This window comes from Actinomadura sp. NPDC048955 (assembly GCF_040649435.1).
In the GTDB taxonomy this organism is placed as follows: domain Bacteria; phylum Actinomycetota; class Actinomycetes; order Streptosporangiales; family Streptosporangiaceae; genus Spirillospora; species Spirillospora luteofluorescens.
The window spans coordinates 66,508-88,975 of the sequence record NZ_JBEZJI010000001.1 but is presented as its reverse complement, the minus strand read 5'-3'; the positions used below and the strand labels follow the sequence as shown (position 1 = coordinate 88,975).

General features: G+C 74.4%; 25 protein-coding genes and 1 riboswitch. Of the genes, 15 read left to right on the top strand and 10 right to left on the bottom strand.

The genetic code is table 11. The features are described 5' to 3' along the window. The first annotated feature begins 93 nt into the window (after positions 1-93). The gene (locus tag AB0C84_RS00445) at positions 94-588 is read left to right on the top strand and encodes a transcriptional regulator (RefSeq protein WP_021597992.1); all 495 of its coding nucleotides are present in this window, start codon (positions 94-96) and stop codon (positions 586-588) included. 35 nt (positions 589-623) lie between these two features. Here AB0C84_RS00445 and AB0C84_RS00440 read toward each other — a convergent pair whose 3' ends face one another. Beyond that, entirely contained in the window at positions 624-2,048 is a 1,425-nt protein-coding gene (locus tag AB0C84_RS00440) for an MFS transporter (RefSeq protein WP_361059606.1), read from the bottom strand. A gap of 130 nt (positions 2,049-2,178) precedes the next feature. On the opposite strand from AB0C84_RS00440, the gene AB0C84_RS00435 reads away from it, so the two are divergent. Further along, on the top strand, positions 2,179-2,793 hold the full coding sequence (locus AB0C84_RS00435; protein ID WP_361059603.1) for a hypothetical protein: 615 nt from the start codon (positions 2,179-2,181) through the stop codon (positions 2,791-2,793). A 5-nt stretch (positions 2,794-2,798) separates the two neighbouring features. Here AB0C84_RS00435 and AB0C84_RS00430 read toward each other — a convergent pair whose 3' ends face one another. The 4 genes from AB0C84_RS00430 to AB0C84_RS00415 form a co-directional block, all read right to left on the bottom strand. Further along, positions 2,799-4,049 (bottom strand): cytochrome P450, encoded by a 1,251-nt coding sequence (locus AB0C84_RS00430; protein ID WP_361059600.1) that lies wholly within the window; start codon positions 4,047-4,049, stop codon positions 2,799-2,801. A gap of 119 nt (positions 4,050-4,168) precedes the next feature. Continuing rightward, positions 4,169-5,356 carry a CoA transferase gene (locus tag AB0C84_RS00425; RefSeq protein WP_361059596.1) on the bottom strand — a complete coding sequence of 396 codons (1,188 nt, stop codon included), beginning with the start codon at positions 5,354-5,356 and terminating at the stop codon, positions 4,169-4,171. Positions 5,357-5,557: 201 nt separating this feature from the next. Next, on the bottom strand, positions 5,558-6,061 hold the full coding sequence (locus AB0C84_RS00420; protein WP_179842870.1) for an SAV_6107 family HEPN domain-containing protein: 504 nt from the start codon (positions 6,059-6,061) through the stop codon (positions 5,558-5,560). A gap of 477 nt (positions 6,062-6,538) precedes the next feature. Then, positions 6,539-7,327 carry a L,D-transpeptidase family protein gene (locus AB0C84_RS00415; RefSeq protein WP_361059592.1) on the bottom strand — a complete coding sequence of 263 codons (789 nt, stop codon included), beginning with the start codon at positions 7,325-7,327 and terminating at the stop codon, positions 6,539-6,541. 23 nt (positions 7,328-7,350) lie between these two features. Here AB0C84_RS00415 and AB0C84_RS00410 point away from each other — a divergent pair, with 23 nt between their 5' ends. Genes AB0C84_RS00410 through AB0C84_RS00390 form a run of 5 tightly spaced genes read left to right on the top strand, consistent with a single transcriptional unit; the run spans position 7,351 to position 10,019 of the window. After that, on the top strand, positions 7,351-7,815 hold the full coding sequence (locus AB0C84_RS00410; protein ID WP_361059589.1) for a YbaK/EbsC family protein: 465 nt from the start codon (positions 7,351-7,353) through the stop codon (positions 7,813-7,815). Next, on the top strand, positions 7,815-8,165 hold the full coding sequence (locus AB0C84_RS00405) for an arsenate reductase family protein (RefSeq protein ID WP_338742244.1): 351 nt from the start codon (positions 7,815-7,817) through the stop codon (positions 8,163-8,165). The genes AB0C84_RS00410 and AB0C84_RS00405 overlap by 1 nt, the downstream gene beginning before the upstream one ends. 56 nt (positions 8,166-8,221) lie before the next feature. After that, positions 8,222-9,064 carry a hypothetical protein gene (locus AB0C84_RS00400; protein ID WP_361059585.1) on the top strand — a complete coding sequence of 281 codons (843 nt, stop codon included), beginning with the start codon at positions 8,222-8,224 and terminating at the stop codon, positions 9,062-9,064. A 9-nt stretch (positions 9,065-9,073) separates the two neighbouring features. After that, positions 9,074-9,406: a hypothetical protein gene (locus tag AB0C84_RS00395; protein WP_258938904.1), complete on the top strand. Its 333-nt coding sequence runs from the start codon at positions 9,074-9,076 to the stop codon at positions 9,404-9,406. Positions 9,407-9,416: 10 nt separating this feature from the next. Further along, a complete protein-coding gene (locus AB0C84_RS00390) occupies positions 9,417-10,019 on the top strand; it encodes a GNAT family N-acetyltransferase (RefSeq protein ID WP_258938903.1) in 603 nt (200 codons plus the stop codon). Here the strand turns inward: AB0C84_RS00390 and metF are convergent. Next, a complete protein-coding gene (metF, locus tag AB0C84_RS00385) occupies positions 9,956-10,891 on the bottom strand; it encodes a methylenetetrahydrofolate reductase [NAD(P)H] (RefSeq protein ID WP_361059581.1) in 936 nt (311 codons plus the stop codon). The two genes, AB0C84_RS00390 and metF, sit on opposite strands and share 64 nt — an antisense overlap. Before the next feature lie 189 nt (positions 10,892-11,080). Between metF and AB0C84_RS00380 the strand changes: the two genes are divergently transcribed. The 4 genes from AB0C84_RS00380 to AB0C84_RS00365 all read left to right on the top strand — a co-directional run bounded on the left by AB0C84_RS00380 (position 11,081) and on the right by AB0C84_RS00365 (position 16,142). Continuing rightward, positions 11,081-12,133 (top strand): polyprenyl synthetase family protein, encoded by a 1,053-nt coding sequence (locus tag AB0C84_RS00380; RefSeq protein ID WP_179842878.1) that lies wholly within the window; start codon positions 11,081-11,083, stop codon positions 12,131-12,133. 94 nt (positions 12,134-12,227) lie between these two features. Continuing rightward, positions 12,228-12,812, top strand: a complete 585-nt coding sequence (locus AB0C84_RS00375; protein ID WP_361059576.1) for a carboxymuconolactone decarboxylase family protein — start codon at positions 12,228-12,230, stop codon at positions 12,810-12,812. Next, positions 12,809-14,962 carry a glycoside hydrolase family 3 C-terminal domain-containing protein gene (locus tag AB0C84_RS00370; RefSeq protein WP_361059573.1) on the top strand — a complete coding sequence of 718 codons (2,154 nt, stop codon included), beginning with the start codon at positions 12,809-12,811 and terminating at the stop codon, positions 14,960-14,962. Before AB0C84_RS00375 ends, AB0C84_RS00370 begins: the two co-directional genes overlap by 4 nt. A 91-nt stretch (positions 14,963-15,053) precedes the next feature. Further along, positions 15,054-16,142 carry a serine/threonine-protein kinase gene (locus AB0C84_RS00365; RefSeq protein WP_361059570.1) on the top strand — a complete coding sequence of 363 codons (1,089 nt, stop codon included), beginning with the start codon at positions 15,054-15,056 and terminating at the stop codon, positions 16,140-16,142. 13 nt (positions 16,143-16,155) lie between these two features. Here the strand turns inward: AB0C84_RS00365 and AB0C84_RS00360 are convergent, their stop codons facing one another. The 4 genes from AB0C84_RS00360 to AB0C84_RS00345 form a co-directional block, all read right to left on the bottom strand. Then, positions 16,156-16,314, bottom strand: a complete 159-nt coding sequence (locus AB0C84_RS00360; RefSeq protein ID WP_179842881.1) for a hypothetical protein — start codon at positions 16,312-16,314, stop codon at positions 16,156-16,158. Positions 16,315-16,362: 48 nt separating this feature from the next. Next, positions 16,363-17,049 carry a thiamine phosphate synthase gene (thiE, locus tag AB0C84_RS00355; RefSeq protein ID WP_361059566.1) on the bottom strand — a complete coding sequence of 229 codons (687 nt, stop codon included), beginning with the start codon at positions 17,047-17,049 and terminating at the stop codon, positions 16,363-16,365. Positions 17,050-17,334: 285 nt separating this feature from the next. After that, complete coding sequence (locus tag AB0C84_RS00350; RefSeq protein WP_258938898.1) at positions 17,335-17,709, bottom strand: Rv2175c family DNA-binding protein; 375 nt, start codon at positions 17,707-17,709, stop codon at positions 17,335-17,337. Positions 17,710-17,785: 76 nt separating this feature from the next. Further along, on the bottom strand, positions 17,786-19,003 hold the full coding sequence (locus AB0C84_RS00345; RefSeq protein ID WP_361059562.1) for an FAD-dependent oxidoreductase: 1,218 nt from the start codon (positions 19,001-19,003) through the stop codon (positions 17,786-17,788). A gap of 106 nt (positions 19,004-19,109) precedes the next feature. Next, positions 19,110-19,223: riboswitch (TPP riboswitch) on the top strand. On the opposite strand from AB0C84_RS00345, the gene thiO reads away from it, so the two are divergent. The 4 genes from thiO (at position 19,213) to AB0C84_RS00325 (ending at position 22,438) form a co-directional block, all read left to right on the top strand. Continuing rightward, positions 19,213-20,340 carry a glycine oxidase ThiO gene (gene thiO / locus AB0C84_RS00340; RefSeq protein ID WP_361059559.1) on the top strand — a complete coding sequence of 376 codons (1,128 nt, stop codon included), beginning with the start codon at positions 19,213-19,215 and terminating at the stop codon, positions 20,338-20,340. Its footprint overlaps the riboswitch before it by 11 nt. 10 nt (positions 20,341-20,350) lie before the next feature. Next, the gene (gene thiS / locus AB0C84_RS00335; RefSeq protein WP_179842886.1) at positions 20,351-20,551 is read left to right on the top strand and encodes a sulfur carrier protein ThiS; all 201 of its coding nucleotides are present in this window, start codon (positions 20,351-20,353) and stop codon (positions 20,549-20,551) included. 2 nt (positions 20,552-20,553) lie between these two features. Further along, the gene (locus tag AB0C84_RS00330) at positions 20,554-21,330 is read left to right on the top strand and encodes a thiazole synthase (protein WP_361059556.1); all 777 of its coding nucleotides are present in this window, start codon (positions 20,554-20,556) and stop codon (positions 21,328-21,330) included. Positions 21,331-21,466: 136 nt separating this feature from the next. After that, a complete protein-coding gene (locus AB0C84_RS00325) occupies positions 21,467-22,438 on the top strand; it encodes a DMT family transporter (protein WP_361059553.1) in 972 nt (323 codons plus the stop codon). Positions 22,439-22,468: the final 30 nt, after the last annotated feature.

Genomic DNA, 22,468 nt, shown 5'->3' with positions numbered 1-22,468 from the left:
AGAGTCCTGAGGCCCCCTGGCTTCGCGAATCTGTCTCCCCCCGGTGACAGCCGGGGTTCGACGACGACGAAAGTGAGCCTGGGGGGCCGCATCATGCCGTCTGAATACGCTAAGGCTCTCGGCGCGCGCCTGCGCGCCATCCGCACCCAGCAGGGCCTGTCCCTGCACGGCGTGGAGGAGAAGTCCCGCGGCCGCTGGAAGGCCGTCGTCGTGGGTTCGTACGAGCGGGGCGACCGCGCCGTCACCGTTCAGAAGCTGGCCGAGCTCGCCGATTTCTACGGCGTGCCGGTTTCCGAGTTGCTGCCCGGCGGAGCCGCGCCGAGCCCGCTCGGGCCTACACCCAAGCTCGTGATCGATCTAGAGCGGTTGCAGCAGCTTCCGAAAGACAAGGCCGGTCCTCTCGCCCGCTACGCCGCGACGATCCAGAGCCAGCGGGGCGACTACAACGGAAAGGTCCTGTCCATCCGTCAGGAGGACCTGCGTTCACTCGCGGTCATCTATGACAAGTCTCCGACCGAGCTCACCGAAGAGCTGATCGGCTGGGGCGTCCTCGACCCGGAGGCGCGCCGCGCCGTCGAGTCGTTCTGATTCACCGCACGACCTGATTCACCGCACGACCTGATTCACCGCACGACCGCGACGGGGTCCGGCACCGCGCCGGGCCCCGTTCCGCGTGCCCGCCGCCGCCCCGGGCGCGGGACGAGCAGGGCCAGTGGGAGCACCGCCGCCATCACGGCGGCGCTCACCGCGAACCCCGCGGAGAACCCGCCCTCGCCGGGGACCGCGACGACGATGACCGCGCTGACCTGCGTCCCGAGGGACGCGCCGACCGTGCGCAGCAGCGTGTTGATGCCGGTGGCCACGCCGGTCTCCTCCGGCGGGACGGCGGCGACGACCAGGGTCGCCACGGCGGCGTAGGCGAAGCCGAGGCCGATGCCCCGGGCCAGCCCGCCGACGTAGAGGTGCCACATGGCGCCGTGCTCGACCGCCACGAACGCGTAGCCGAGGCCGGTCGTCACCGCGCCGCCGAGCAGCACGACGCGGGAGCCGACGCGCCGGTCGAGCAGGCCCGCCGTCATGCCCGCGACGGTCATGCCGACGCTGGCGGGGAGCTGGAGCAGCGCCGCCTGCGTGGCCGTCCCGCCGAAGCCGTACCCGGTTCCCTCCGGAAGCTGGACGAGCAGGGGGAACAGCAGCCCGCCCGCCATCAGCGCGTAGCCGGACAGGAGCGAGGCGGCGTTCGCCGTCCACACCCCGCGCACCCGCATGAGGCGCAGGTCGATCAGGGGCTCGCGGACGCGGCCCTCCACCCACAGCCAGGCGCCGGCCGCCGCGAGCGCGAACGCGAGGAGCCCGAGGACGCCGGGGGACGTCCAGCCCCAGTCCATCCCCTCGGTGAGGGCGGTGAGCGCGGCCACCAGCCAGGCGGCGAAGAGGGCGGCGCCCCACCAGTCGACCCGCGCCGCCGCGCGGGAGTCCCCGCCGCGGCGTCCGCCCGGAACGATCCACCAGGCGAGGGCGACGCCGGGCACCAGGCCGATGACCGGCACCCACAGCAGCCAGCGCCAGCCGAGGAGGTCGATGATCGGACCGGCCAGGCACCACGACACGGCGCCGCCGAGGCCCAGCATGGACGACATGAGGCCGACGGCCGCGGCCCGCCTGGCGGGCGGCAGGACGTCCCGGATGATCGTGTACGCCAGCGGGAAGACGCCGCCGCCGACGCCGCCGAGGACGCGCCCGGCGAGCATGACCGGCACCGTCGGGGCCAGCGCCGCGACGACCGTCCCGACGGTGGCGACGGCGAGCACGGCGAGCAGCACGCGGCGCGCCCCGTACAGGTCGCCGAGCCGTCCGACCACCGGCGTGGCGACGGCCGCGGACAGCGTCATGGCCGTGAGCGCCCACGCCGCGCCCGCCGGGGACGTGCGCAGGCCGTGCTGGATCTGCGGCAGCGCGGGCGTCACCACGGCCATCGACAGCGAGTACGCCATCACCCCGAGGAAGGCCAGCAGCGGGACCAGTCCGCGCCCGCCCCGCCCCGCCACCGCGTCCTCCTGAAGTTCGCCCCCCTAACAATCTCATACCGGGATGAACCGCCCCGCTCCCCCCCGCGGGGGATCCGGTTCGGCCCCGGGAGGGAGGGCGGCCGCGCCCCCGCCGGACATGATCATCCGCATGACCGCGCCCTCCCGCCCCGCCGCTCCCGAGCCCCCGGCGGTCACGTCCGCGCCTCCGGCGATCACATCCGCGCCTCCGGCGATGACATCCGCGCCTCCGGCGATGCGGCACGCCCCGCGCTGGGCGCACCTGGCCGCCCACGCGATCACCCTGCTCGCGCTGCCCTCCGGCGTCTGGCGGCTCGGCCTCGCCCTCGGCCTCCCTCTCGGATACACCGAGGAGGGCTACCGGACCGTCTGCCCGCCCGGCTTCTGGGGACCCGCCTACCTGGTCCTGCTCGCCGTCCTCAGCGAGGGCGCCGCCCTGCTGGCGCTCGGCCTCGTGCGGCCGTGGGGCGAGGTCGTCCCGCGCTGGGTCCCGTTCGCCGGCGGCCGGACCGTTCCGCCCCTGGCGGCCCTGATCCCCGCGTGGGCGGGCGTCGCCGTCCTCGCCGTGCTGTGGACGCCCCTGGCGGCCTGGTGGAGCATGCCCGCGGACGACATGACCCCGGCCGGCCACACCGCGGTCGGGTTCCTCTACCTCCCTCTCGTGGCCTGGGCGCCGCTCCTCGCCGCCCTCGCCGTCGCCTACCGGCGCCGCCGCCGGGGACGTCCTCCATCCGCGCGCGCCTGACGGCGTCAGTCCGCGGGCGCGCTCCAGGCGACGGGGAGGGCGGAGGGGCCGTTGATGACGTGGCCCGGCTTGCGGGTGATCTCGTCCGACGGCACCGCCAGCCGCAGGGACGGCAGCTCGCGGGTGAGCAGCGCGACCGCCGTCTCCACCTCCATGTGCCCGAGATGGCGCCCGATGCAGTGGTGCGGCCCGTAGCCGAAGGACAGGTGCCGGTTCGGCGTGCGGCCGAAGTCCATGCGGTGCGGGTCGGTGAACACGCGAGGGTCGCAGTTCGCGGCGTCGTGGGACGGGATGACCAGGTCCCCGGGCCGCAGCCGCTCACCGCTCGGCAGCGTCACCTCGCGGGTGACCCGGCGCGGCAGGTCGTCCGCCGCGGTCGTGGAGAACAGGCGCTCCAGCTCGGTGACGGCGCCGGGGACGGCCTCGGGATGGGCGCTGAGGTAGCCGTAGGCGGTCTCGTGGTCCTCGTAGGGGTGGGTGAGCAGGACGTGGATCTGCGTGCCGATGCTGCTCGCCACCGTCTCCCAGCCTCCGAGCACCAGCGTCAGCGGCAGCTTGACCTGGCGGTCGAACGGCAGGTCCGCGGCGCCCACGGCGACCCGGGACAGCAGGTCCTCGGACGGGTCGCGCCGCCGCTCCTCCACCAGGCCGCTCAGGTAGCCGACCATCGCCATCTGCGCCTCGGCCGCGTCGACGCGGGTCTGGGCGCTGGTGCCGAGGAACGCGTCGCCCCACGCGTGGAAGCGCAGCCGGTCCTCCTGCGGCAACCCCATCATGTCGCAGATCAGGTCGAGCGAGAACGGCAGCGCGAAGGCGGTGACGAGGTCGGCGGGCTCCTCGCCCGCGAGCATCGCGGTCAGCTGCGCGGCGGCCCGCTCCCGCGCCGTGCGCCGCAGCCGCTCGGTGGCCTGCGGCGAGAACCAGTCCTTGACGGCGCCGCGGACGGCCGCGTGGTCCTCCAGGTCGAGCCCCAGCATCGTGCCTTCGAGGTCGACGGCGTCGGCGTCCAGGGCGGCCTCCCTGGAGAACACCTCCTGGTTGCGCAGCACCTGCTCGACGTCGTGGTAGCGGGTGACGAGCTTGGCCGTGCCGCCGTCGTGGCGCCGCACCTCGGCGACTCCGGTGCCGGTCTCGCGGAGCTCGTGGTAGCGCGCGTTCTTGTGCAGCCCCGGCCTGTTGACGCCGTCGGCGTCGCTGTCCAGCGGATGCGGGATGCGGGCGGGTGCGGACTTCTTCGGGGCGGCGTCGAGGGCCATGCGGCGGATCCCTTCGTCGTTCGGACGCGGCAGGGTTCGATGGCCGGACCGTCAGGGGCAGGCCGGACGAAGCCCACGATTCGGAATGCCTGCCAGAAGGACTTCCACGCCCGCGCGGATCACAAACCCATGATCGTCCCCTTGCCCCGCAGGGCCTCGACGCGCTCGGGCGGCAGGGCCAGGACGTCCCGGAGGACCTCGTCCGTGTGCTCGCCCAGGGCGGGGGCCGGGACCGGGGGCGGGGACGCCTCACCGAGCCGCACGGGCGAGCCCGGGGCCAGGTGCGGGCCCACGCCCGGCTGGTCGAGCGGCGCCATGAGCGGCTCGTCCCGCAGCCCGGCGGCCACCTCCGCGAAGTCGCGGTAGCGGGACCACAGGACGGACGTCCCCTCCAGCCCGCCGGCGACCTGCTCGCAGGTGCGGGAGGCGAACCAGGACGCGAGCACGCCGCCGAGCGCCTCCCGGTGGCCGTAGCGGTCGCCGGCGCGGCGGAAGTCGGCGCCCAGGGCGCGTTCGAGGGCCTCGACCACCTCGCCGAGGCCGGTCGCCTCCACCAGGTCGTGCCAGTGCCGGGCGGTGAGGATCGCGACCATCACCCGCCCGTCGGCCGTGGCGAAGTCGCGGCCGAAGTCGCCGAAGAGGTGGTTGCCGAGGCGCGCTCTGGGCTCCCCGAGCTGAGCCTCCGCGAGATACCCGAGGTTCCCCGCGGTGGCCAGGGCGACGTCCTGGAGCGCGACCTGGATCCGCATGCCCTCGCCCGTGCGCGACCGGTGCCGTTCCGCCGCCAGCAGCCCGACGGCCATGTAGAGGCCGCACGCCACGTCCCACGCGGGCAGCGCGTGGTTGACGGGTTCCTCCAGACCCGCGGGCCCCGTGATCGCCGGGAAGCCCATGGCTGCGTTCACGGTGTAGTCGACGGCGTTGCCGCCTCCCCGCGTCCCCTGGAGCCGGACGTGGATCAGGTCGGGCCGCGCGGCCTTCAGCTCCTCGTAGGACAGCCCCGGCCGCGGGGGCGCGTTCGTCAGGACGACTCCGCCGTCCGCGACGAGCCCGGCGACCAGCTCACGGCCCTCGGGCGAGCGCAGGTCGACGGCGACCGATCGCTTGCCCTTGTTCAGCCCGGCCCAGTACAGGCTCCGCCCGGACGGCGCGAGCGGCCACCGGTCGATGTCGGGCCCGCCGCCGATCTGGTCGACGCGGATGACGTCCGCGCCGAGCTGGGCCAGGGTCATCCCGCCCAGCGGCGTCGCGACGAAGCTGGACAGCTCGATGACGCGCATGCCGTCCAGGGGCAGTAGGTCGGTCATCCGGCCATGTCTACCAAGCGCCCTCCCCCGGGCCGGGCCCGGGGCGGGACCGCGCCGGAGGGGCCGGCTCGGGGGGTCGCGGCCCCGCCGGCGCGATCGGTCCGGCCGCCGGAGGGGGGACGCCGCTTCCCGTGACGGGACGGCGCCCCCGGCCTCCGGCGGGGGGCCGCCCCGGGGAGGGGGACGGCCTCCGGGGGCGGCTCAGCCGGCTTCGGGGACGGGGAGCGTGGGCTGCCCGTCGACGCCGAGGGTGTCCTCGACGAGGGTGACGAAGACCTCGGCGTCGTGCAGGAGCTCCTCCGCCTCGCGCGGGGTGACGGCGCGCGGCAGGCCCGCCTCGGCGGCGGCGCGCTTGTCGGCGCCGGCGGCGAAGAAGGCGGCCCACTCGCGCAGCGCGGGCTCGGCCTCGGGCAGCAGCACCCAGACGCTGCGCGGACGGCCGCGGCGGTGGGTCTCCAGAGGCTCCTTGGACGCCAGGACGGCGGCGGCCGCGCGCAGCGCCGCCAGGTGGGCGCACACGTAGCGGACGGCGGGCGAGGTGGCCTCGGCCGCCTCGGCGAGGCCCATGCGGGCGGCGTGCAACTGCCCGACGGCCGTGTGCGCCGGGCGCGGCGCGGGCATCGGGCGGTGGCGTGGGCGAGGACTCGGGGACGGGACGGACTGGGCTGCGGAGTGGACTCCGCGTGCGGTCATCGTTCCGGACATGTCTGCCTCCTTCCGGGGCTCGGGCCGGCCGGGCGGAGAGCTTCCCCTCTCTCCGCCCGGCCGTCCGTCCCGCCGAAACACCGCGATCGGCGGGGACGTCGCCCTGGCGCGGGCCGCGAGTCCCGCACCACATCGAACATAAGTTCGACGCACTTCACAGTAAACCGCCCTGACGGCGATTCGTCAACGTGTTCGAACACGTGGCGTATCCCGCAGGTCAGCGGGCTTGACAGCGGCCCGGACGCGGCCCCTGCGGGAGTCTGGCGTTCTGTTCCAAATGGCCTCGGTTGCGCGCGAACGCGTGACCTGCCCGGTGGAGCGAGGCCGGAGGCGAGCGGAGCCGGGCGGATCGCGAAGCGATGCCGCGTTCGCCCAGGCCAGGTCACGTAGCGAGCCGCCAGGCGAGCTACGTGGGCCGGGACTGTTGATACACAGCCGCCAGGCGAGCGAAGTGGGCCGGGACTGAGAAAACACAGGCTAGCGAGGCCGCCTGACATGCACGGGGACGCCCGTGGCGACGAGGTCCGGGAAGTACTCGGCGATGTGCATCGGCATGCGGACGCAGCCGTGCGAGGCGGGGTTCATGGGCACGTCCAGGGCGCCGTGGAAGGCGATGCCGCCGTTGAAGTAGATCGGGTTGTAGAGCTGCCCGAGCGGCGAGGTCTCCCAGCCGGAGGCGCGGCGTCCCGTCCGGAAGTCGCCCGTGCTGGTCGTGGCGTAGCGGCAGCGCGCGACGGTGGCGCCCCGGTCCTTGGCGCAGTAGTACTCCCCCGAGCCCGACGACACGTGCGTGATGAGCCGCGGGCTGCCGCTCCTGTAGAGGACGAGGTACTGGCGCTTCAGATCCACGTCGACGCGGTTCTTCTCGCGCTTCTTGGCCACCGGCCGAGGCTCCTTGGGAGCGTCCAGGGCCTTCCAGAACGACGCGGAAAGGGTGCTCTTCTGCTTGAGGCGGTTCACCGCCTGGAACGCCCACACAGCCGTCTGCGTGGACGGCCCGTACTTCCCGTCCGCCTTCCCCGGGTCGTAGTGCAGTTCCTTGAGCCGGCGCTGGAGCGCCTTGACGTCAGGCCCTTTGGCGCCCGGTTTCAGCTTGCGGTGGGTGGGGCTCGGCGTGGGCGTCGCCGGCGCCTTGGACGGCGTCCCCTTCGGCGACCCCTTGGACGGGGCGGGTGCCGCCGAGTCGATGTCGTTGCAGCCCGTCAGGACGACGGCCGCGATCAGCAGAACCGCGCTCTTCCGCACGTCGCTCGCTCTCCCTCGCATGCGCTGACCTTAAAGTTCTACCCATGCATCCGAATGCCGAAATCGTCGCGAAGGCTCTGCTCGACATGGGCGCGACGGGAGCGATCGTCGAGCTGCCCGACTCCGCGAGGACGGCGCAGGCCGCCGCCGAGCAGCTGGGCTGCGAGGTCGGCGCGATCGCCAACAGCCTGGTGTTCGACGCCGACGGGTCGCCGCTGCTGGTGATGACCAGCGGCGCGCACCGCGTCGACACGGTGAAGGTGGCGGCGCTGGTGGGCGCGGCGAAGGTGCGGCGGGCGTCTCCGGAGTTCGTCCGGGAGGCGACCGGCCAGCCGATCGGGGGCGTCGCGCCGGTCGGCCACCCGGAGCCGATCCGCACGCTGGTGGACGTCTGGCTGGACAGGTACGACGAGGTGTGGGCGGCGGGCGGGCACCCGCACACCGTCTTCCCCACGTCGTACGGCGAACTGCTGAGGATCACCGGGGGAACCCCCGCGGAGGTGGAGTGATGGAGCTCTGGCACAACCCGCGCTGCTCGAAGAGCCGCAGCGCCAAGGCCGCACTGGACGAGGCGGGCGTGCGGTACACCGAGCGCCGCTACCTGGACGAGCCGCCCACGGCGCAGGAGCTGGACGAGGTCCTCGCCCGGATCGGCGCCGAGCCCTGGGACGTGGCGCGGCTGAACGAGCCCGTCGCCAAGGAGCTCGGGCTCAAGGACCTCGAACGCGACCGGGCCCGCTGGATCGAGGTCATGGTGGCGAACCCGGTGCTGATCCAGCGTCCGATCGTCGTGGCGGACGAGACCGCCGTCGTGGCGCGCGATCCCGAATCGGTGCGCAAGGCCCTCGACAGCCAGTGACACCGGTGTGATTCTGGGGAGTCGGGAAACGCCGAGGGGTGAGCACCGGAGGGGTGATGGCGACGCAGATGCGGACGGGTCCGGCGGCGCGCGACCCGGAGTTCCGGGGGATCGACCCGCCCGCGCTCAACCAGGTCATCAGGCAGCTCCAGGACGCGCAGAACGCGATCCAGGGATGGCTGAACGGCCATCGCCCGCCGGCCGGCGTCTCCGCCGCCGGGTACCGGCAGGCCGACGAGGTGGCGCGGTGGGCCGCCGAGCAGCTCGGGATGCTGACCCGCCGGTACAACTTCGCGGTCACCCATCCCTCACCCGGAGGCGGCATCGACATGCCGCCGGCGCCCACCCCGGCTCCGGCGCCGCGCCCGGCCGGCGGCGGCCCGGCGGGCGCGCCGCGCCCGGTGAAGGCGCCGCCGCACCGGACCCCGCCCGCGAAGGCGGCGCCGCAGCCGACCCCGCACGGCGCCGGTGACATCGGCAACTTCCCCGACCGGCCCGCCGCGTCCCGGGCCGCCAAGGCCGACGCGCTGGCCGTGGCGGCGTCGGTCCAGCACGGCCGGCCCGTCCCGGACTCGGTGTGGAGGCGTCTGCGGGCCAACGCGGGCGACCCCGACTACACCGAGAAGTTCTACGAGCGGCTCGGCCCCGCGGCCGCCGCCGACCTGCTGAGGGCCGCCCAGGGGGACAAGGCGAGGCTGGCGGCCGTGCAGCAGTCGCTCGGAACGTCCAGCCACCATCTGACGATGGACGTGAAGTGGCTGCGCGCCTTCCTGGCCGAGGCCGACCGCGCCGGTGTCCGTCCCGTCGCGGTCCAGGTGCTCCTGGGCGCCGACATGAGCGGCCGCACGCGCGAGGCCATCGCCAGGCTCGACCTGCACCCGTCCACCGCCACCGCCTGAGAGGTCGCCATGGCCGCTCCACCGCCTCCGGGCAGCCTGCCCCCGCCGATCACGGGCGCCGCGGCGGCCCGGCTGTCGCCCGCCGAGCAGCCCAATCCGGAGTACCAGCAGCTCTACCAGGCGTACGCCGACGCCTACGGCAGCATCGACCGGCTCCGCCAGGCACTGGACGGGCCCGTCAAGACGCTCGGCGGGACGGACGCGTGGCTCGGCCCGGAGGCGCGCGAATGGGGCGGGCAGCTCGACACCAACCGCGGAACGCTGCGCAAGGCCGCCGACCGCATCCTCTGGGACCTCTACGATCGGCTTTCCGCGACCCAGCGGACCATCACGCGGGTCTAGTCTCTGTCGGGTGAGGGACCCGAAGCTGCGCGAGATCGACGAACGCGCCTTCCTACGCAGGCTGAGCCCCATGCTGGACGTGTACGCGGCCGCGATGGAGCCGCCGAACGAGCAGCTCCCGGGCCGGCACACCATCATGGAGCGGCATGCCTCGTATCCGGGGTTCCGCGCGTTCGTGGTCGAGCGGCGTGCGGCGCTGCCGGTCATGCCGGGGCCCGTCCAGGGGTTCGCCTACGGGTTCCACGGGGCGCGCGGCCAGTGGTGGCACGACGTCGTCCACCAGGCGCTGTCCGACCGGGAGGGGCCCGACCACGCCGACGCGTGGCTGGAGGACGCCTTCGAGGTCGCCGAACTGCACGTCCATCCGCAGTCGCAGGGCAAGGGCCTCGGCCGGGCGCTGCTCGGCGCGCTGTGCGGCGGGCGGCCGGAGCGGACGGTCGTGCTGTCGACGCTCGACAGGAGGCCGGACACCCCGGCGCGTCACCTCTACCGCTCGGTCGGCCTGGTCGACCTGCTGACCGACTTCGAGTTCCCGGGCGGAGGGCCCCGCTACGCGGTGATGGGCGGGCGGCTGCCCCTGGCCCCGTACCCGGCGCCGTCCAGCAGCGCGTAGACCTCGCGCGTCGCCGTCGACTGGTTGAACGTGATGAAGTGGATGCCCGGCGCGTCTTGTTCGAGCAGCTGGCCGCACAGTTCGGCGGCGTGCTCGATGCCGAGCCGGCGGACGGCCTCCGGGTCGTCCGCGACGGCCTCGAAGCGGGCCCTGACCTCGGGCGGGAACGGCGCGCCCGACAGCTGCTCGGACCGCTCGATCGTGCTGAGCCTGGTGACCGGCATGATGCCGGGCAGGATCGGCACGTCGCAGCCGGCGGCCTCGACGCGGTCGCGCAGCCGGAAGTAGTCCTCGGCGCGGAAGAACATCTGGGTGATCGCGTAGTCGGCGCCGGCCCGGCACTTGTCCACGAAGTGGCGGGTGTCGCTCTCGATGTCGCGCGAGCGCGGGTGCTTGTAGGGGAACGCGGCCACGCCGACGCAGAAGTCGCCGTAGGAGCGGATCATCCGGACCAGCTCGGCGGCGTACTCGACGCCGTCCGGGTGCTTGACCCACTCCCCCATCGGGTCGCCGGGCGGGTCGCCGCGCAGCGCCAGGACGTTGCGGACGCCGGCGGCGGCGAACCGGCCGATCAGGTTGCGCAGCTCCGCCTGGGAGTGGTTCACCGCGGTGAAGTGCGCGACCGGGGTGAGGGTGGTGTCGGTCGCGATGCGCTCGACGATGTCGACGGTCGTGTCGCGGGTGCCTCCGCCCGCGCCGTAGGTGACCGACACGAACGTCGGGTGCAGGGACTCGAGTTCGCGGATCGTACGCCACAGGTTCCGCGCGCCCTTGTCGGTCTTGGGCGGGAAGAACTCGAACGAGAACGAGCGCTCGCCTGAGGCGAGCAGTTCTCGGACGGTGGGGGGCCTGTCGGGGCGTACGCGTCGCATTCGTCAAGCCTACAGAAGCGCGCCCGGGCGGACCGGCGCGGACGGGAGAACGGGGGGTCCGCCCGGGGCCGCCGATCCGCGTGATGCTCACCACACCCGACATGCGTTATGTCCGTATTTCCGAAGATCTAGCGACATCTCCCGCTTGCAATGGAGGGTGGAAAGCACCCAGGTGGATACGATCTCGGCATGTCGACCACCCGGATCCGCAAGGAGGTCGACGAGGCGCTGCTGGCCTTCGTCGACCGCCGGCGCCCCGCGCTGCGCGCCATCAGCGAGGACCTCGCACCGCTGCTGTCGGCCCTGGACGCCCTGCTCGGCGGCGGGAAGCGGCTGCGCCCCGCCTTCTGCTACTGGGGGTGGCGCGCGGCGGGCGGCGAGGACGGGCCCGGGATCGTGGCCGCCGCCGCGTCCCTGGAGCTGCTCCAGGCGAGCGCGCTGGTCCACGACGACGTGATGGACTCCAGCGACACCCGGCGCGGCCAGCCGTCCGTCCACCGGCGGTTCGAGGCGCTGCACCGGGCGCAGGGGTGGCCGGGCGACGCCGAGTCCTTCGGCGGCGGCGCCGCCATCCTGCTCGGCGACCTGTGCCTGGCCTGGTCGGGCGAGATGTTCGAGACCTCCGGGCTGGACGGCGCGAGCAGGCTGCGCGGCCGGGAGGTCTACGACCTGATGCGCACCGAGGTCATGTGCGGCCAGTACCTCGACATGCTGGAGGGGACGCGCCGCCAGGCGAACGTCGCCACGGCGCTGCGCGTGGTGGAGTACAAGAGCGCCAAGTACACGATCGAGCGCCCGCTGCACCTCGGTGCCGCGCTGGCCGGCGCCCGCCCCGACGTGGCGGCCGCGCTCAGCGGCTACGGCCTGCCGCTCGGCATCGCCTTCCAGCTCCGCGACGACGTGCTCGGCGTGTTCGGCGACCCGGCCGAGACCGGCAAGCCCGCCGGGGACGACCTGCGCGAGGGCAAGCGGACCGTCCTGGTCGCGCTCACCCTGGAACGTGCCTCCGCCGCCCAGGCCGCCGCGCTGGAGCGCCGCCTCGGCGACCCGGCGCTGGACCGTCCGGGCGTGGACGAGCTGCGCGCCGTCATCGAGGAGACCGGGGGCCTCGCCGCGTGCGAGGCCATGATCGAGCGCTACCTGCGCGAGGCGGAGAAGGCCCTGGAGACGGCCCCGATCACCGCCGCCGCCCGGGAGGCGCTGGCGGAGCTCGCGGTGGCGGCCACCACGCGCAGCACCTGATCACGCGGGCCGCACGCGCCTCCCGTGACACGATCCGGCCAAGATTTCCCGGGGCACTAGAACTTTCCCACTGATCAGTGGCAGAAATGTCGCCATGTGCGCCGACACCCCAGGAGACCGCGTCCCGCGCTTCGACCCGCTCCCCGAGGAGGAGTGGGACGACGTGGTCCGGGCCGTGACCGACACGATCGGTCCCCTCAACGTCATCACCACGCTCGCCCGGCACCCGAAGCTGTTCCGGTCGTGGATCGGCTTCGGCTCGATGCTGCTGATGAACGGGACGCTGGGCGACCGCGACCGCGAGCTGGCGATCCTGCGCACGGCGCACCACCGGTCCTGCGCTTACGAGTGGGACCACCACCGGCGGGTCGCGCTCGGCGCGGGGCTCACCGAGGACGAGATCGCCGCGCTCCGGAAGGACCGGGAGGGGCACGGCTGGAGCGACGACGACCGCATGGTCCTGGCCGCCGCGGACGAGCTGCACGAGCGCGGCACGGTCAGCGACGCGACGTGGACGGAGCTGGCCACGCGCTTCGGCGAGCACGAGCTGATCGAGCTGGTGATGCTCATCGGCCATTACCACATGGTCGCCTTCGCGCTGAACGCCCTGCGGGTCCAGAACGAGGACGACGGAGGGCACGAGGACCGGGTCCCGCGCGAGGAGGGGACGGGCGGATGAGGCCGGGACGCGGACTGCCCGCGGCGGTCGCGGTCGCCTCCGCCCTGGTGCTGACGCCGTTACTGACCGCGGCGTCCCCGCCCGGCGAGGCGCGGGCGGCGGCCGGGCGCTGCGGCGACCCGGCCCGGCGGCCGTGGTGCGACACCGCGCTGACCCCCGACCGGCGGGCGGCGCTGCTGCTGGCGCGGATGACGGGCGACGAGAAGATCTCGATGCTGGCGTCGGACGATCCGCTGGGCGGGCCGCTCGGCGGGTTCTCCGAGAACGCGCACGCCGACACCGCCGCCGGGATCGACCGGCTCGGCGTCCCCCCGGTCCGCATGGCCGACGGCCCGGCCGGCGTCCGGCAGGGCAGGGCGACGGCGCTGCCCGCGCCGATCGCGCTCGCGGCGGCCTTCGACCCGCGGGCGGCCCGGCTGTACGGCGGGACGGTCGCGTGGGAGGCCAGGCACCGGGGCAACGACCTGGTCTTCGGCCCGACCGTGGACGTCCTGCGCACGCCGCGCAACGGCCGGACGTTCGAGGGCTTCGGCGAGGACCCGTACCTGTCGGCGACCCTCGGCGTGCCGTGGATCCAGGGCGCGCAGGCGCAGGGCGTGATGACCTCGGTCAAGCACATGGCCGTCTACGCGCAGGAGACCGACCGGTTGTCGCTCGGCATGAACGTCGACCCGCGCACGCTCCGCGAGATCTACCTGCCGCCGTTCGAGGCCGCGGTGAAGGACGCGGGCGCCGCGACGGTGATGTGCGGGTTCGGCAGGCTGAACGGCCGGTGGGCCTGCCAGGACGGCGCCGTCCTCAACGGGATCCTGCGGTCGGAGTGGGGGTTCACGGGGTTCGTCCCGTCCGACCACACCGCCGCCCAGGACGCCGCCGGAGCCGCCAACGGCGGGCTGGACATGGAACTGCCCTTCGGCATGAAGTACAACGGGCTCCTGCTGAAGCTGGCCGTCGCGCAGAAGAAGGTGACGCAGGCCGCCATCGACGGGCACGTGCGCAACATCCTGCGGACCATGTTCAGGTTCGGGGTGTTCGACCGGCAGGCCTACCCGAACGACCTCAGCGGCGCGGACCGGACGGCGAGCCGGAACGCCGCCCGGGTCATCGAGGAGGGTGCGATCACACTGCTGAAGAACGACGGCGCCCTCCCGCTCCAGGCTCCGAGGTCGATCGCGCTGATCGGACGGGCCGCGCGGCAGAGCCCGAGCGGTTTCGGCTCGGCGAAGGTCGTCCCGTTCGCGACCGTGAGCGCGCAGGACGGCCTCTCGCGCCGCGCGGGCTCCGGGACCAGGGTGACCTATCACGACGGCGACGACCACCGAGGCGCCGCGGACACGGCTCGCGCCGCCGACCTCGCCATCGTGTTCGCGACCGACAGCCAGGGCGAGTTCTTCGACAAGTCGTGCCTGACGCTGCGCTGCGGTGAGCCGCTCAGGGGCGACCAGGACGGGCTGATCTCCGAGGTCGCCAAGGCCAATCCCAACACGATCGTCGTGCTGAACACGGGCGGACCTGTTTTGACGCCCTGGGCCGGACAGGTGAGGGGCATCGTCGAGGCCTGGTACCCGGGGCAGGAGGCAGGGGACGCCCTGGCGCGCGTCCTGTACGGGGACGTGGACCCCGGCGGACGGCTTCCGGTGACGTTCCCCGTCAACGAGAACGACGCGCCCGCGTCCGGGAACCCTGCGCAGTATCCCGGCCTCGGCAAGAACACCACGTTCTCCGAGGGCGTCATGGTGGGCTACCGGCACTACGACGCGAAGGGCATCGCGCCCCGGTTCGCGTTCGGGCACGGCCTGTCCTACACCACCTTCGCCTACAGCGGGCTGGTCGCGACCTCCAAGTCCGTGCAGGTGACGGTCACCAACACCGGTCGCCGCGCCGGGGTCGCCGTGCCGCAGCTGTACATCGGCATGCCGTCGCCGGGCGCGGAGGTCCCGCAACCGCCCCGGCAGCTCAAGGGATACGCCAAGGTCGCCCTCGCGCCCGGCCGGAGCGCGAAGGTGACGTTCCCGCTGTCGTCGCGCTCGTTCGCCTACTGGAACGAGAAGGCGAAGGCGTGGAAGGTCGCCGCCGGCTGCTACAAGATCATGGTGGGCGAGTCGTCCCGGCGGATCGCCGAATCCGCGGCGCTCGGGACCTGCCGCTGACGGCGAAGATCTCGGTTCCTCTGCCCCACGTCACGATTACGCGGTACAAAGGGGGAGATCTTCGTCCGCCCCCGCCGAGTCGGAGTCCTCTGTGCCGCACGACACCTCCCGCGGGAGGACGGATCCCCATCCCCCGCGTTCCTCTTCCCCCCGCCCCGGCCGCGCCGGCCGCGCCGGGCAGCCCCACGGCTCGCACGCCGGCCGCCCGGCCAAGGCGCACGCCGGGCCGGGCCGCGTCCCGGCCCGGCCCGCGCACGGCCGCGACCACCAGCCCGGCGGCCCGCTGGGCCCCGACGACCCGCGCGGCCTCGGCGGCTACACGCTGGTCGCGCGGCTCGGCGAGGGCGGCCAGGGCGTCGTCTACCTCGGCCGGGACGGCGACGGCGAACTCGTCACCGTCAAGCTGCTGCGCGGAGGCGTGGCGGCCGGTCACCGGGCGCGCAGCCGCTTCGCCAAGGAGGCGGACGCGGCCCTGCGGGTGTCCGGGCGGCACACCGCCCGCGTGCTGGACGCCGACATGACCGGCGACCGCCCCTACATCGTCAGCGAGTTCGTCGAGGGGCCCTCGCTCCAGCACGTCGTCGCCGACCGCGGCCCGCTCGCCGCGCCGCGGCTCCGCAAGCTCGCGCTGCGGACCGCCGCCGCGCTGGCGGCGATCCACCGCGCCGGGATCGTGCACCGCGACTTCAAGCCCGGCAACGTGCTGCTCGGCCCGGACGGCGCCAAGGTCATCGACTTCGGCATCGCCCGCACCGCCGACGCGACCCCGCTGACCACGGGCCCGGTCGGGACGCCCGCCTACATGGCGCCCGAGCAGATCGAGGACGAGCCGGTCGGGCCTCCCGCCGACGTGTTCGCGTGGGGCGCGGCGATGGTGTTCGCCGCGACGGGGCGCCCGCCGTTCGGCACCGGGCCGAGCGCGGCCGTCATGCGGCGCGTGACGTCGCGCAAGCCCGACCTCGGCGAGATGCAGGGGCCGCTGCGCGAGCTCGCGGCGCGCTGCCTGGACAAGAACCCCGCCGCGCGCCCGACCGCGTCGCAGATCGTCCGGGCGCTGCGCGAGGGCCAGGCCCCGGCGCCCAAGCCGCGCCCGACGCGGATCCCGCGCTACCGGTGGCGGATGATGGTCGCGCTCGGCGGCGTCGTGGCCGCCGGGTTCCTCCTCGGCGTCCTGACCTGATCCGGGCCGCCGCTCACCAGTGCGGCGGCCGGTCCTCCAGCAGGCGCGCGTCGTCGTCGGGGGTGCGCCACTCGCCCCACCCGGTGTCGGTGTCGTCGGACGTCTGGTCCGGCAGGACGTCCAGGTCGTCGTCCAGGTCGACCACGCGGTCGTCGTCGGGTCCCACGCTCATGATCCCCATTGTCGGCGATGCGGGGCGCGGCCCGCACCGTGATCCGCGTCAAACCCCGCCGAGCGGCCGGGCGGCCAGCCGCCGCGCGAACCGCTCCGCGGCGGCGCCCGGGTCGTCGGCCTCGGTGATCGCCCGGACCACCACGACGCGCTCCGCGCCCGCGGCGAGGACCTCGTCCAGGTTGCCGAGGTCGATGCCGCCGATCGCGAACCACGGCCGCGCGACGCGCTGCGCCGCGACGTACTCCAGCAGCTTGGGGCCGGGGGCGGCGCGGCCGGGCTTGGTCGGCGTGGGCCACACCGGGCCCGCGCAGAAGTAGTCGGCGCCGGGCTCGACCGCCGCCGAGGACGCCTGCTCGCCGGAGTGCGTCGACCGGCCGATCAGCATGTCGCCGCCGACGATCTCGCGGGCGGCGGGCACCGGCAGGTCGCCCTGGCCGAGGTGCAGCACGTCCGCGCCGGCCGCGTGCGCGATGTCGGCCCGGTCGTTGACGGCCAGCAGCGCCCCGTGCCGCTCGCACGCCGCCCGGAACACCTCCAGGTGGGCCGTCTCCTGCCGGGCCTCCAGGCCCTTCTGGCGGAGTTGGACGATGTCGACGCCGCCCGCGAGCACGGCGTCGAGGAAGTCCGGCAGGTCGCCCTGGCGCTCCCGCGCGTCCGTGCAGAGGTAGAGGCGGGCGCGGCTCAGCCGGGCGCGCAGCGCGACGGCGCGCTCGGTGGGGAGGTGCCTGGACACGGCCGGGGAACGTCCTTTCCACAGATGATCAAGGGGCCGCGCGCGCGGTGACCCGCCGCGCGCGACCCCGCGATCGTGTCACGTGCGTCGTGCGCCTCCGGCGGCGGCCCAGGCCCTGTCTCGAAGTGGTCTCGGCCACGCGCGCGAACGCGTGACCTGGCCGGTGCCGTGAAGCCGGAGGCGAGCGGCACCGGCCAGATCGCGAAGCGATGCCGCGTTCGCCCAGACCCGGTCACGTAGCGAGCCGCCAGGCGAGCGAAGTGGGCCGGGCCTGTGGAACACAGCCTAGAAGGCGAGCGCCTGGGCGCGGCGGCGGACCTCGGTCCCCCGGTTCTCGGTGAGCGCGTCCACCGGCGTCCCCGGCAGCGTGTCGTCGGCCGTGAACAGCCACCGGATCGTCTCGGACTCGTCGAAGCCGGCGTCCGACAGGAGCGTCAGGGTGCCGGGCAGTCCCTTGATGACCTGGCCGTCCTTGATGAAGGCCGCGGGCACCATCGGCTCCCCGCCCCGGCGCACCGCGAGGATGCGGTGCTCGTGGATGAGCTGCTTGATCCGGTTGGGCTTGATCCCGAGCCGCTCGGCGGTCTCCCGGAGGGTGAGCCACTCGCCGGCCAGGGCGTCGGTGCGGGGGTCCAGTGCGCTGTCAACGGTTGCGTGCATCTGCGTCACGCCCCCTTGCTACCACGCCTTCGGAAGGCTCAAACCCCCCGCGCAGCCGTTACGTCCTCTCCGATCGCTATCCGCGAACGGCCTGCCGGACGGGCACGTCCGGGTCGGCGATCGCCTCCGGATCCACCGGCGTCCCGGCGGCGATCACGCGCCTCGCCTGCACCAGGTCGCGGGGCCGGTCGACGGTGAGGATCGCGTCGAGGCGGTCGCCGGTCAGCCACGCCACCGCCCACTTGGGGCCGGACGGGTCGCCCCGGCGCACGAGCCGCTCGGACGCCGAGTGGTCGCCCGCGTACTGGACCATGCGCCCGAACTGCTCCGACCAGAAGTACGGGGCGGCGTCGTACACGGCCTCCTGGCCGAGGAGGGTCGCGGCGGCGACCTCCGGGGCGTTCAGCGCCGCGTCCCAGTGCTCGACGAGGAGCCGCCGCCCGTAGCGGTGCGACCACCAGGCGGCGCAGTCGCCGACCGCGACGACGTCCGGGCGCAGCGCGCCGGGGTCCTCCTCGCCCATGTAGGTCCGGAACGAGCCGTCGGTGACGACGCCGCGCTCCAGCAGCAGCCCGGAGCCCTCCAGCCACGACAGGACGGGACGGACCCCGACGCCGACGACCACCTCGTCGGCCTCGACGCGGCCGCCTCCGGCGAGGGCGAGGCCGCCGTCGCGCACCTCCGCGACCTTGACCCCGGTCCGCAGCTCGACGCCCGCCTCGGCGTACCAGGGGGCGGTGAGCACGCCGGCCTCGGGGCCGAGTGCGCCCGCCAGCGGGGTGTCGGCCGCCTCCACGACGGTGACCGCGCAGCCCCGGCGGGCCGCGGCCGTGGCGACCTCGGCGCCGATCCAGCCGGCACCGACGATCACGATGCGGGCGCCGGGGGTGAGCCGGGCGCGCAGGTCGCGCGCCTCGTCGATCGTGCGCAGCACATGCTGGCGCCCCTCCCCCGGCAGCGTGATCGGGGCGGCGCCGGTCGCGATCACGAGCCCGTCGAAGGGCAGCCCGCCCGCCGTGGACGCCACCGTTCCGCCGCGTCCGGGCCCGTCCAGCCGCAGGCCGGTGGCGCGCTCGCCGAGCAGCAGCTCGCAGCGCAGCGCGTCCCAGTCGGCGTCGACGGTCGTGTCGTCGGACTCGCCCGCGAGGACGGCCTTCGACAGCGGCGGCCGGTCGTAGGGCCGGTGCCGCTCCGCCGACACGAGGGTCAGCGCGCCCTCGTACCCCTTGCTCCGCAGGGCCTCCACGGCGCGCACGCCGGCCAGCCCGCCACCCACGACGATGACCCTCTCCATGGAGGTCACCCTAACGGGCGGCGATCCGGGAGTGGACAGGTGTCCAGGCAGTTGCCCGGTTCCCCGAGGTCGTAAGGTGGGGGCCAGCAGAACGGCACAGCAGAACAGCACAGAGCGCGGGAGTCCGGTGCGACCGGGCTGAGAGGGCGGCTGAACGGGCCGCCGACCGCCACGACCTGATCCGGATCATGCCGGCGAAGGGAGCGCGCATGCAGATCGTCATCATCGGCGCCGGGGTGGTCGGCCTCGCCACCGCCTGGCGCGCCGCCGCCGGCGGCGCCGCCGTCACCGTCGTCGACCCCGCGCCCGCGTCCGGGGCCTCCTCGGTGGCGGCGGGCATGCTCACCCCGGTCAGCGAGCTGACCTACGGCGAGGAGCCGCTGCTGCGGCTCGGCCTCGCCTCCCGCGACCGGTACGGCGCGTTCGTCGCCGAACTGGAGGAGCTGACCGGCCTGGAGACCGGCTACCGCACCGACGGGATCATCGAGGTCGCGTTCGACTCCGACGACCTGCGGCACCTGGACGACCTGCGCCGCTTCCAGGAGAGCCTGGGCATCCCCGTCGAGGCGCTCACCCGCCGCGAGTGCCGGCGGCTGGAGCCGATGCTCGCGCCCGGCGTGCGCGGCGGTCTGCTCGCCCCCGAGGACGGCTCGGTCGACCCACGCAGGCTCGCCCCGGCGCTACTGGCGGCGTGCGAGCGGCTGGGGGTCCGGCTCGTGCGGCGGCGGGCCGAGCGCGTCGTCGTCGAGAACGACGCCGCCGCCGGCGTGGGCCTGGACGACGGCACCGTGCTCCGCGCGGACCGGGTGCTGCTGGCCGCGGGGCCGTGGTCGGGCGACCTCGGCGGCCTGCCTCCCGGGACCGTTCCACCCGTCCGCCCGGTCAAGGGCCAGGTGATCCGGCTGCGCACCCGCGCGCCCTTCCTGCGGCGCCCGACCCGCGGCCTCGTCCGGGGCTCCTCGGTCTACCTGGTGCCGCGCGCGGACGGCGAGATCGTCCTCGGCGCCACGCAGGAGGAGCTGGGCTTCGACACGCGGGTCACCGCCGGCGGGCTCTGGGAGCTGCTGCGCGACGCCCGCGAGCTGCTGCCGGGCATCACCGAGCTGGAGTTCGCGGAGGTCACCGCCGGGCTGCGGCCCGGCTCCCCCGACAACGCGCCCGTGATGGGGCCGACCGCGCTGCCCGGGCTGCTCGTGGGCACGGGGCACTTCCGCAACGGCATCCTGCTCACGCCCGTGAGCGCCGACATCCTGTCCGCGATGCTGCTGGACGGGCCCGTCCCCGAGGTCGCCGGGCCGTTCGCCCCCGACCGCTTCTCCCCCGAGGTGAGCGCATGAAGGTGAGCGCATGAAGGTGATCGTCAACGGTGAGCCGCGCGAGCTGCCCGACGGCGCGAGCGTGGCCGAGGTCGTCGCGTCCGTCACGGCCGCGGCGACGGGCGTGGCCGCGGCGCTGAACGACGAGGTCGTCCGGCGCTCGCAGTGGGAGGCCACGCCCCTGCGGGACGCCGACCGCATCGAAGTGCTGACCGCGGTCCAGGGAGGCTGAGGATGAACGACACCGACGGACTGGTCATCGCGGGCGAGGAGCTCGGCTCGCGGCTGATCATGGGAACGGGCGGGGCGCCCAGCATGGCGGTCCTGCGCGAGGCGCTGACCGCCTCCGGCACCGAGCTCACGACGGTCGCGATGCGCAGGGTCGACCCGGCCGCGCGCGGCTCGGTGCTGGACGTGCTGACCGAGTGCGGCATCCGGGTGCTGCCGAACACCGCCGGCTGCTTCACCGCGGGCGAGGCCGTCCTGACCGCCAAGCTCGCCCGGGAGGCGCTCGGGACGAACTGGGTCAAGCTGGAGGTGATCGCCGACGAGCGCACGCTGCTGCCCGACCCGATCGAGCTGGTCGAGGCCGCCGAGCAGCTCGTCGACGACGGCTTCGTCGTCCTGCCCTACACCAGTGACGACCCGGTCCTGGCGCACCGGCTGGAGCAGATCGGCTGCGCGGCCGTCATGCCGCTCGGCTCCCCGATCGGGTCGGGGCTCGGCATCCGCAACCCGCACAACATCGAGCTGATCGTCGAGCGCGCGAACGTCCCGGTGATCCTCGACGCGGGGCTCGGCACGGCGTCGGACGCGGCGCTGGCCATGGAGCTCGGCTGCGACGCCGTGCTCCTCGCGACCGCCGTCACCCGCGCGCAGTCCCCGGCGCGGATGGCCGCCGCGATGCGGCACGCGGTCGAGGGCGGGCGGCTCGCCCGGCTCGCCGGGCGCATCCCCAAGCGCCGCTACGCCCAGGCGTCGTCCCCCTTCGACGGCCTCGCGACTTCGTAGCGATGCTTAAGATCCACCTGTAGAAATTTTCGCTGGACCTGAAAAGTCGCGCACCACCAGACTGGGGTGTACCGGGGCGCAACCAAACAGATTGCTTCGGTGTCTATGGAAGCGTCCCCTCCCTAAGGTGCGTGACATGCAGCAGGACAGCGGCGCGCGCGCCGGCAAGCTCGCGGTGGCGGCGGCCACGGTCACGGTCGTGTTCTGGGCCTCGGCCTTCGTCGCCATCCGCAGCGCGGGCGCCGAGTACAGCCCCGGCGCCCTCGCCCTCGGCCGGCTCCTTTCCGGAACGGTCGTCCTGGGGACGTTCTGGCTCATCCGGGGCGAGGGCCTGCCGCCCAAGGCCGCCTGGCCCGGCATCATCACCGCCGGCCTCCTGTGGTTCGGCGCCTACATGGTCGTCCTGAACTGGGGCGAGCAGCTGGTGGACGCGGGCACCGCCGCCCTCGTCGTCAACATCGGGCCGATCCTCATCGCGCTCCTCGGCGGCTGGCTGCTGAAGGAGGGCCTGCCGCCGCGGCTGATGCTCGGCATGGCCGTGTCGTTCGCCGGCGCCGCCGTCGTCGGGCTGTCGATGTCGGGCGACGGCCGGTCGTCCGTCGGCGGAGTGCTGCTCTGCCTGGCCGCCGCCGTCACCTACGCGGCGGGCGTCGTCGCCCAGAAGCCCGCGCTGCGGCACGCGTCGGCGCTGCAGTTCACCACGTTCGCCTGCGCGATCGGCGCGGTCGCGTGCCTGCCGTTCTCCGGGCAGCTCGTCTCGCAGGCCGCGGACGCCCCCGCGGGCGCCACCCTCAACATGGTCTACCTGGGCGTCTTCCCGACCGCGATCGCCTTCACGACCTGGGGATACGCCCTCGCCCGCACGACCGCCGGGAAGATGGGCGCCACCACCTACGCCGCGCCCGCGCTCGTCGTGGGGATGTCGTGGCTGCTCCTCGACGAGGTCCCCGGCCCGGTCACCCTCGGCGGCGGGCTGCTGTGCCTCGCCGGCGTGGCCGTCTCCCGCAGCACGCGGGCCCTGCGCCGCCGCGTCCCGCCGGTCGCTCCCGAACCGGGCGCCCCGGAGGCCTCACCCTCCGGGCTCATCGAGGCTCATACTCGCGACTGATGGGATCCATGCGGATTCGCCCGTAAACTC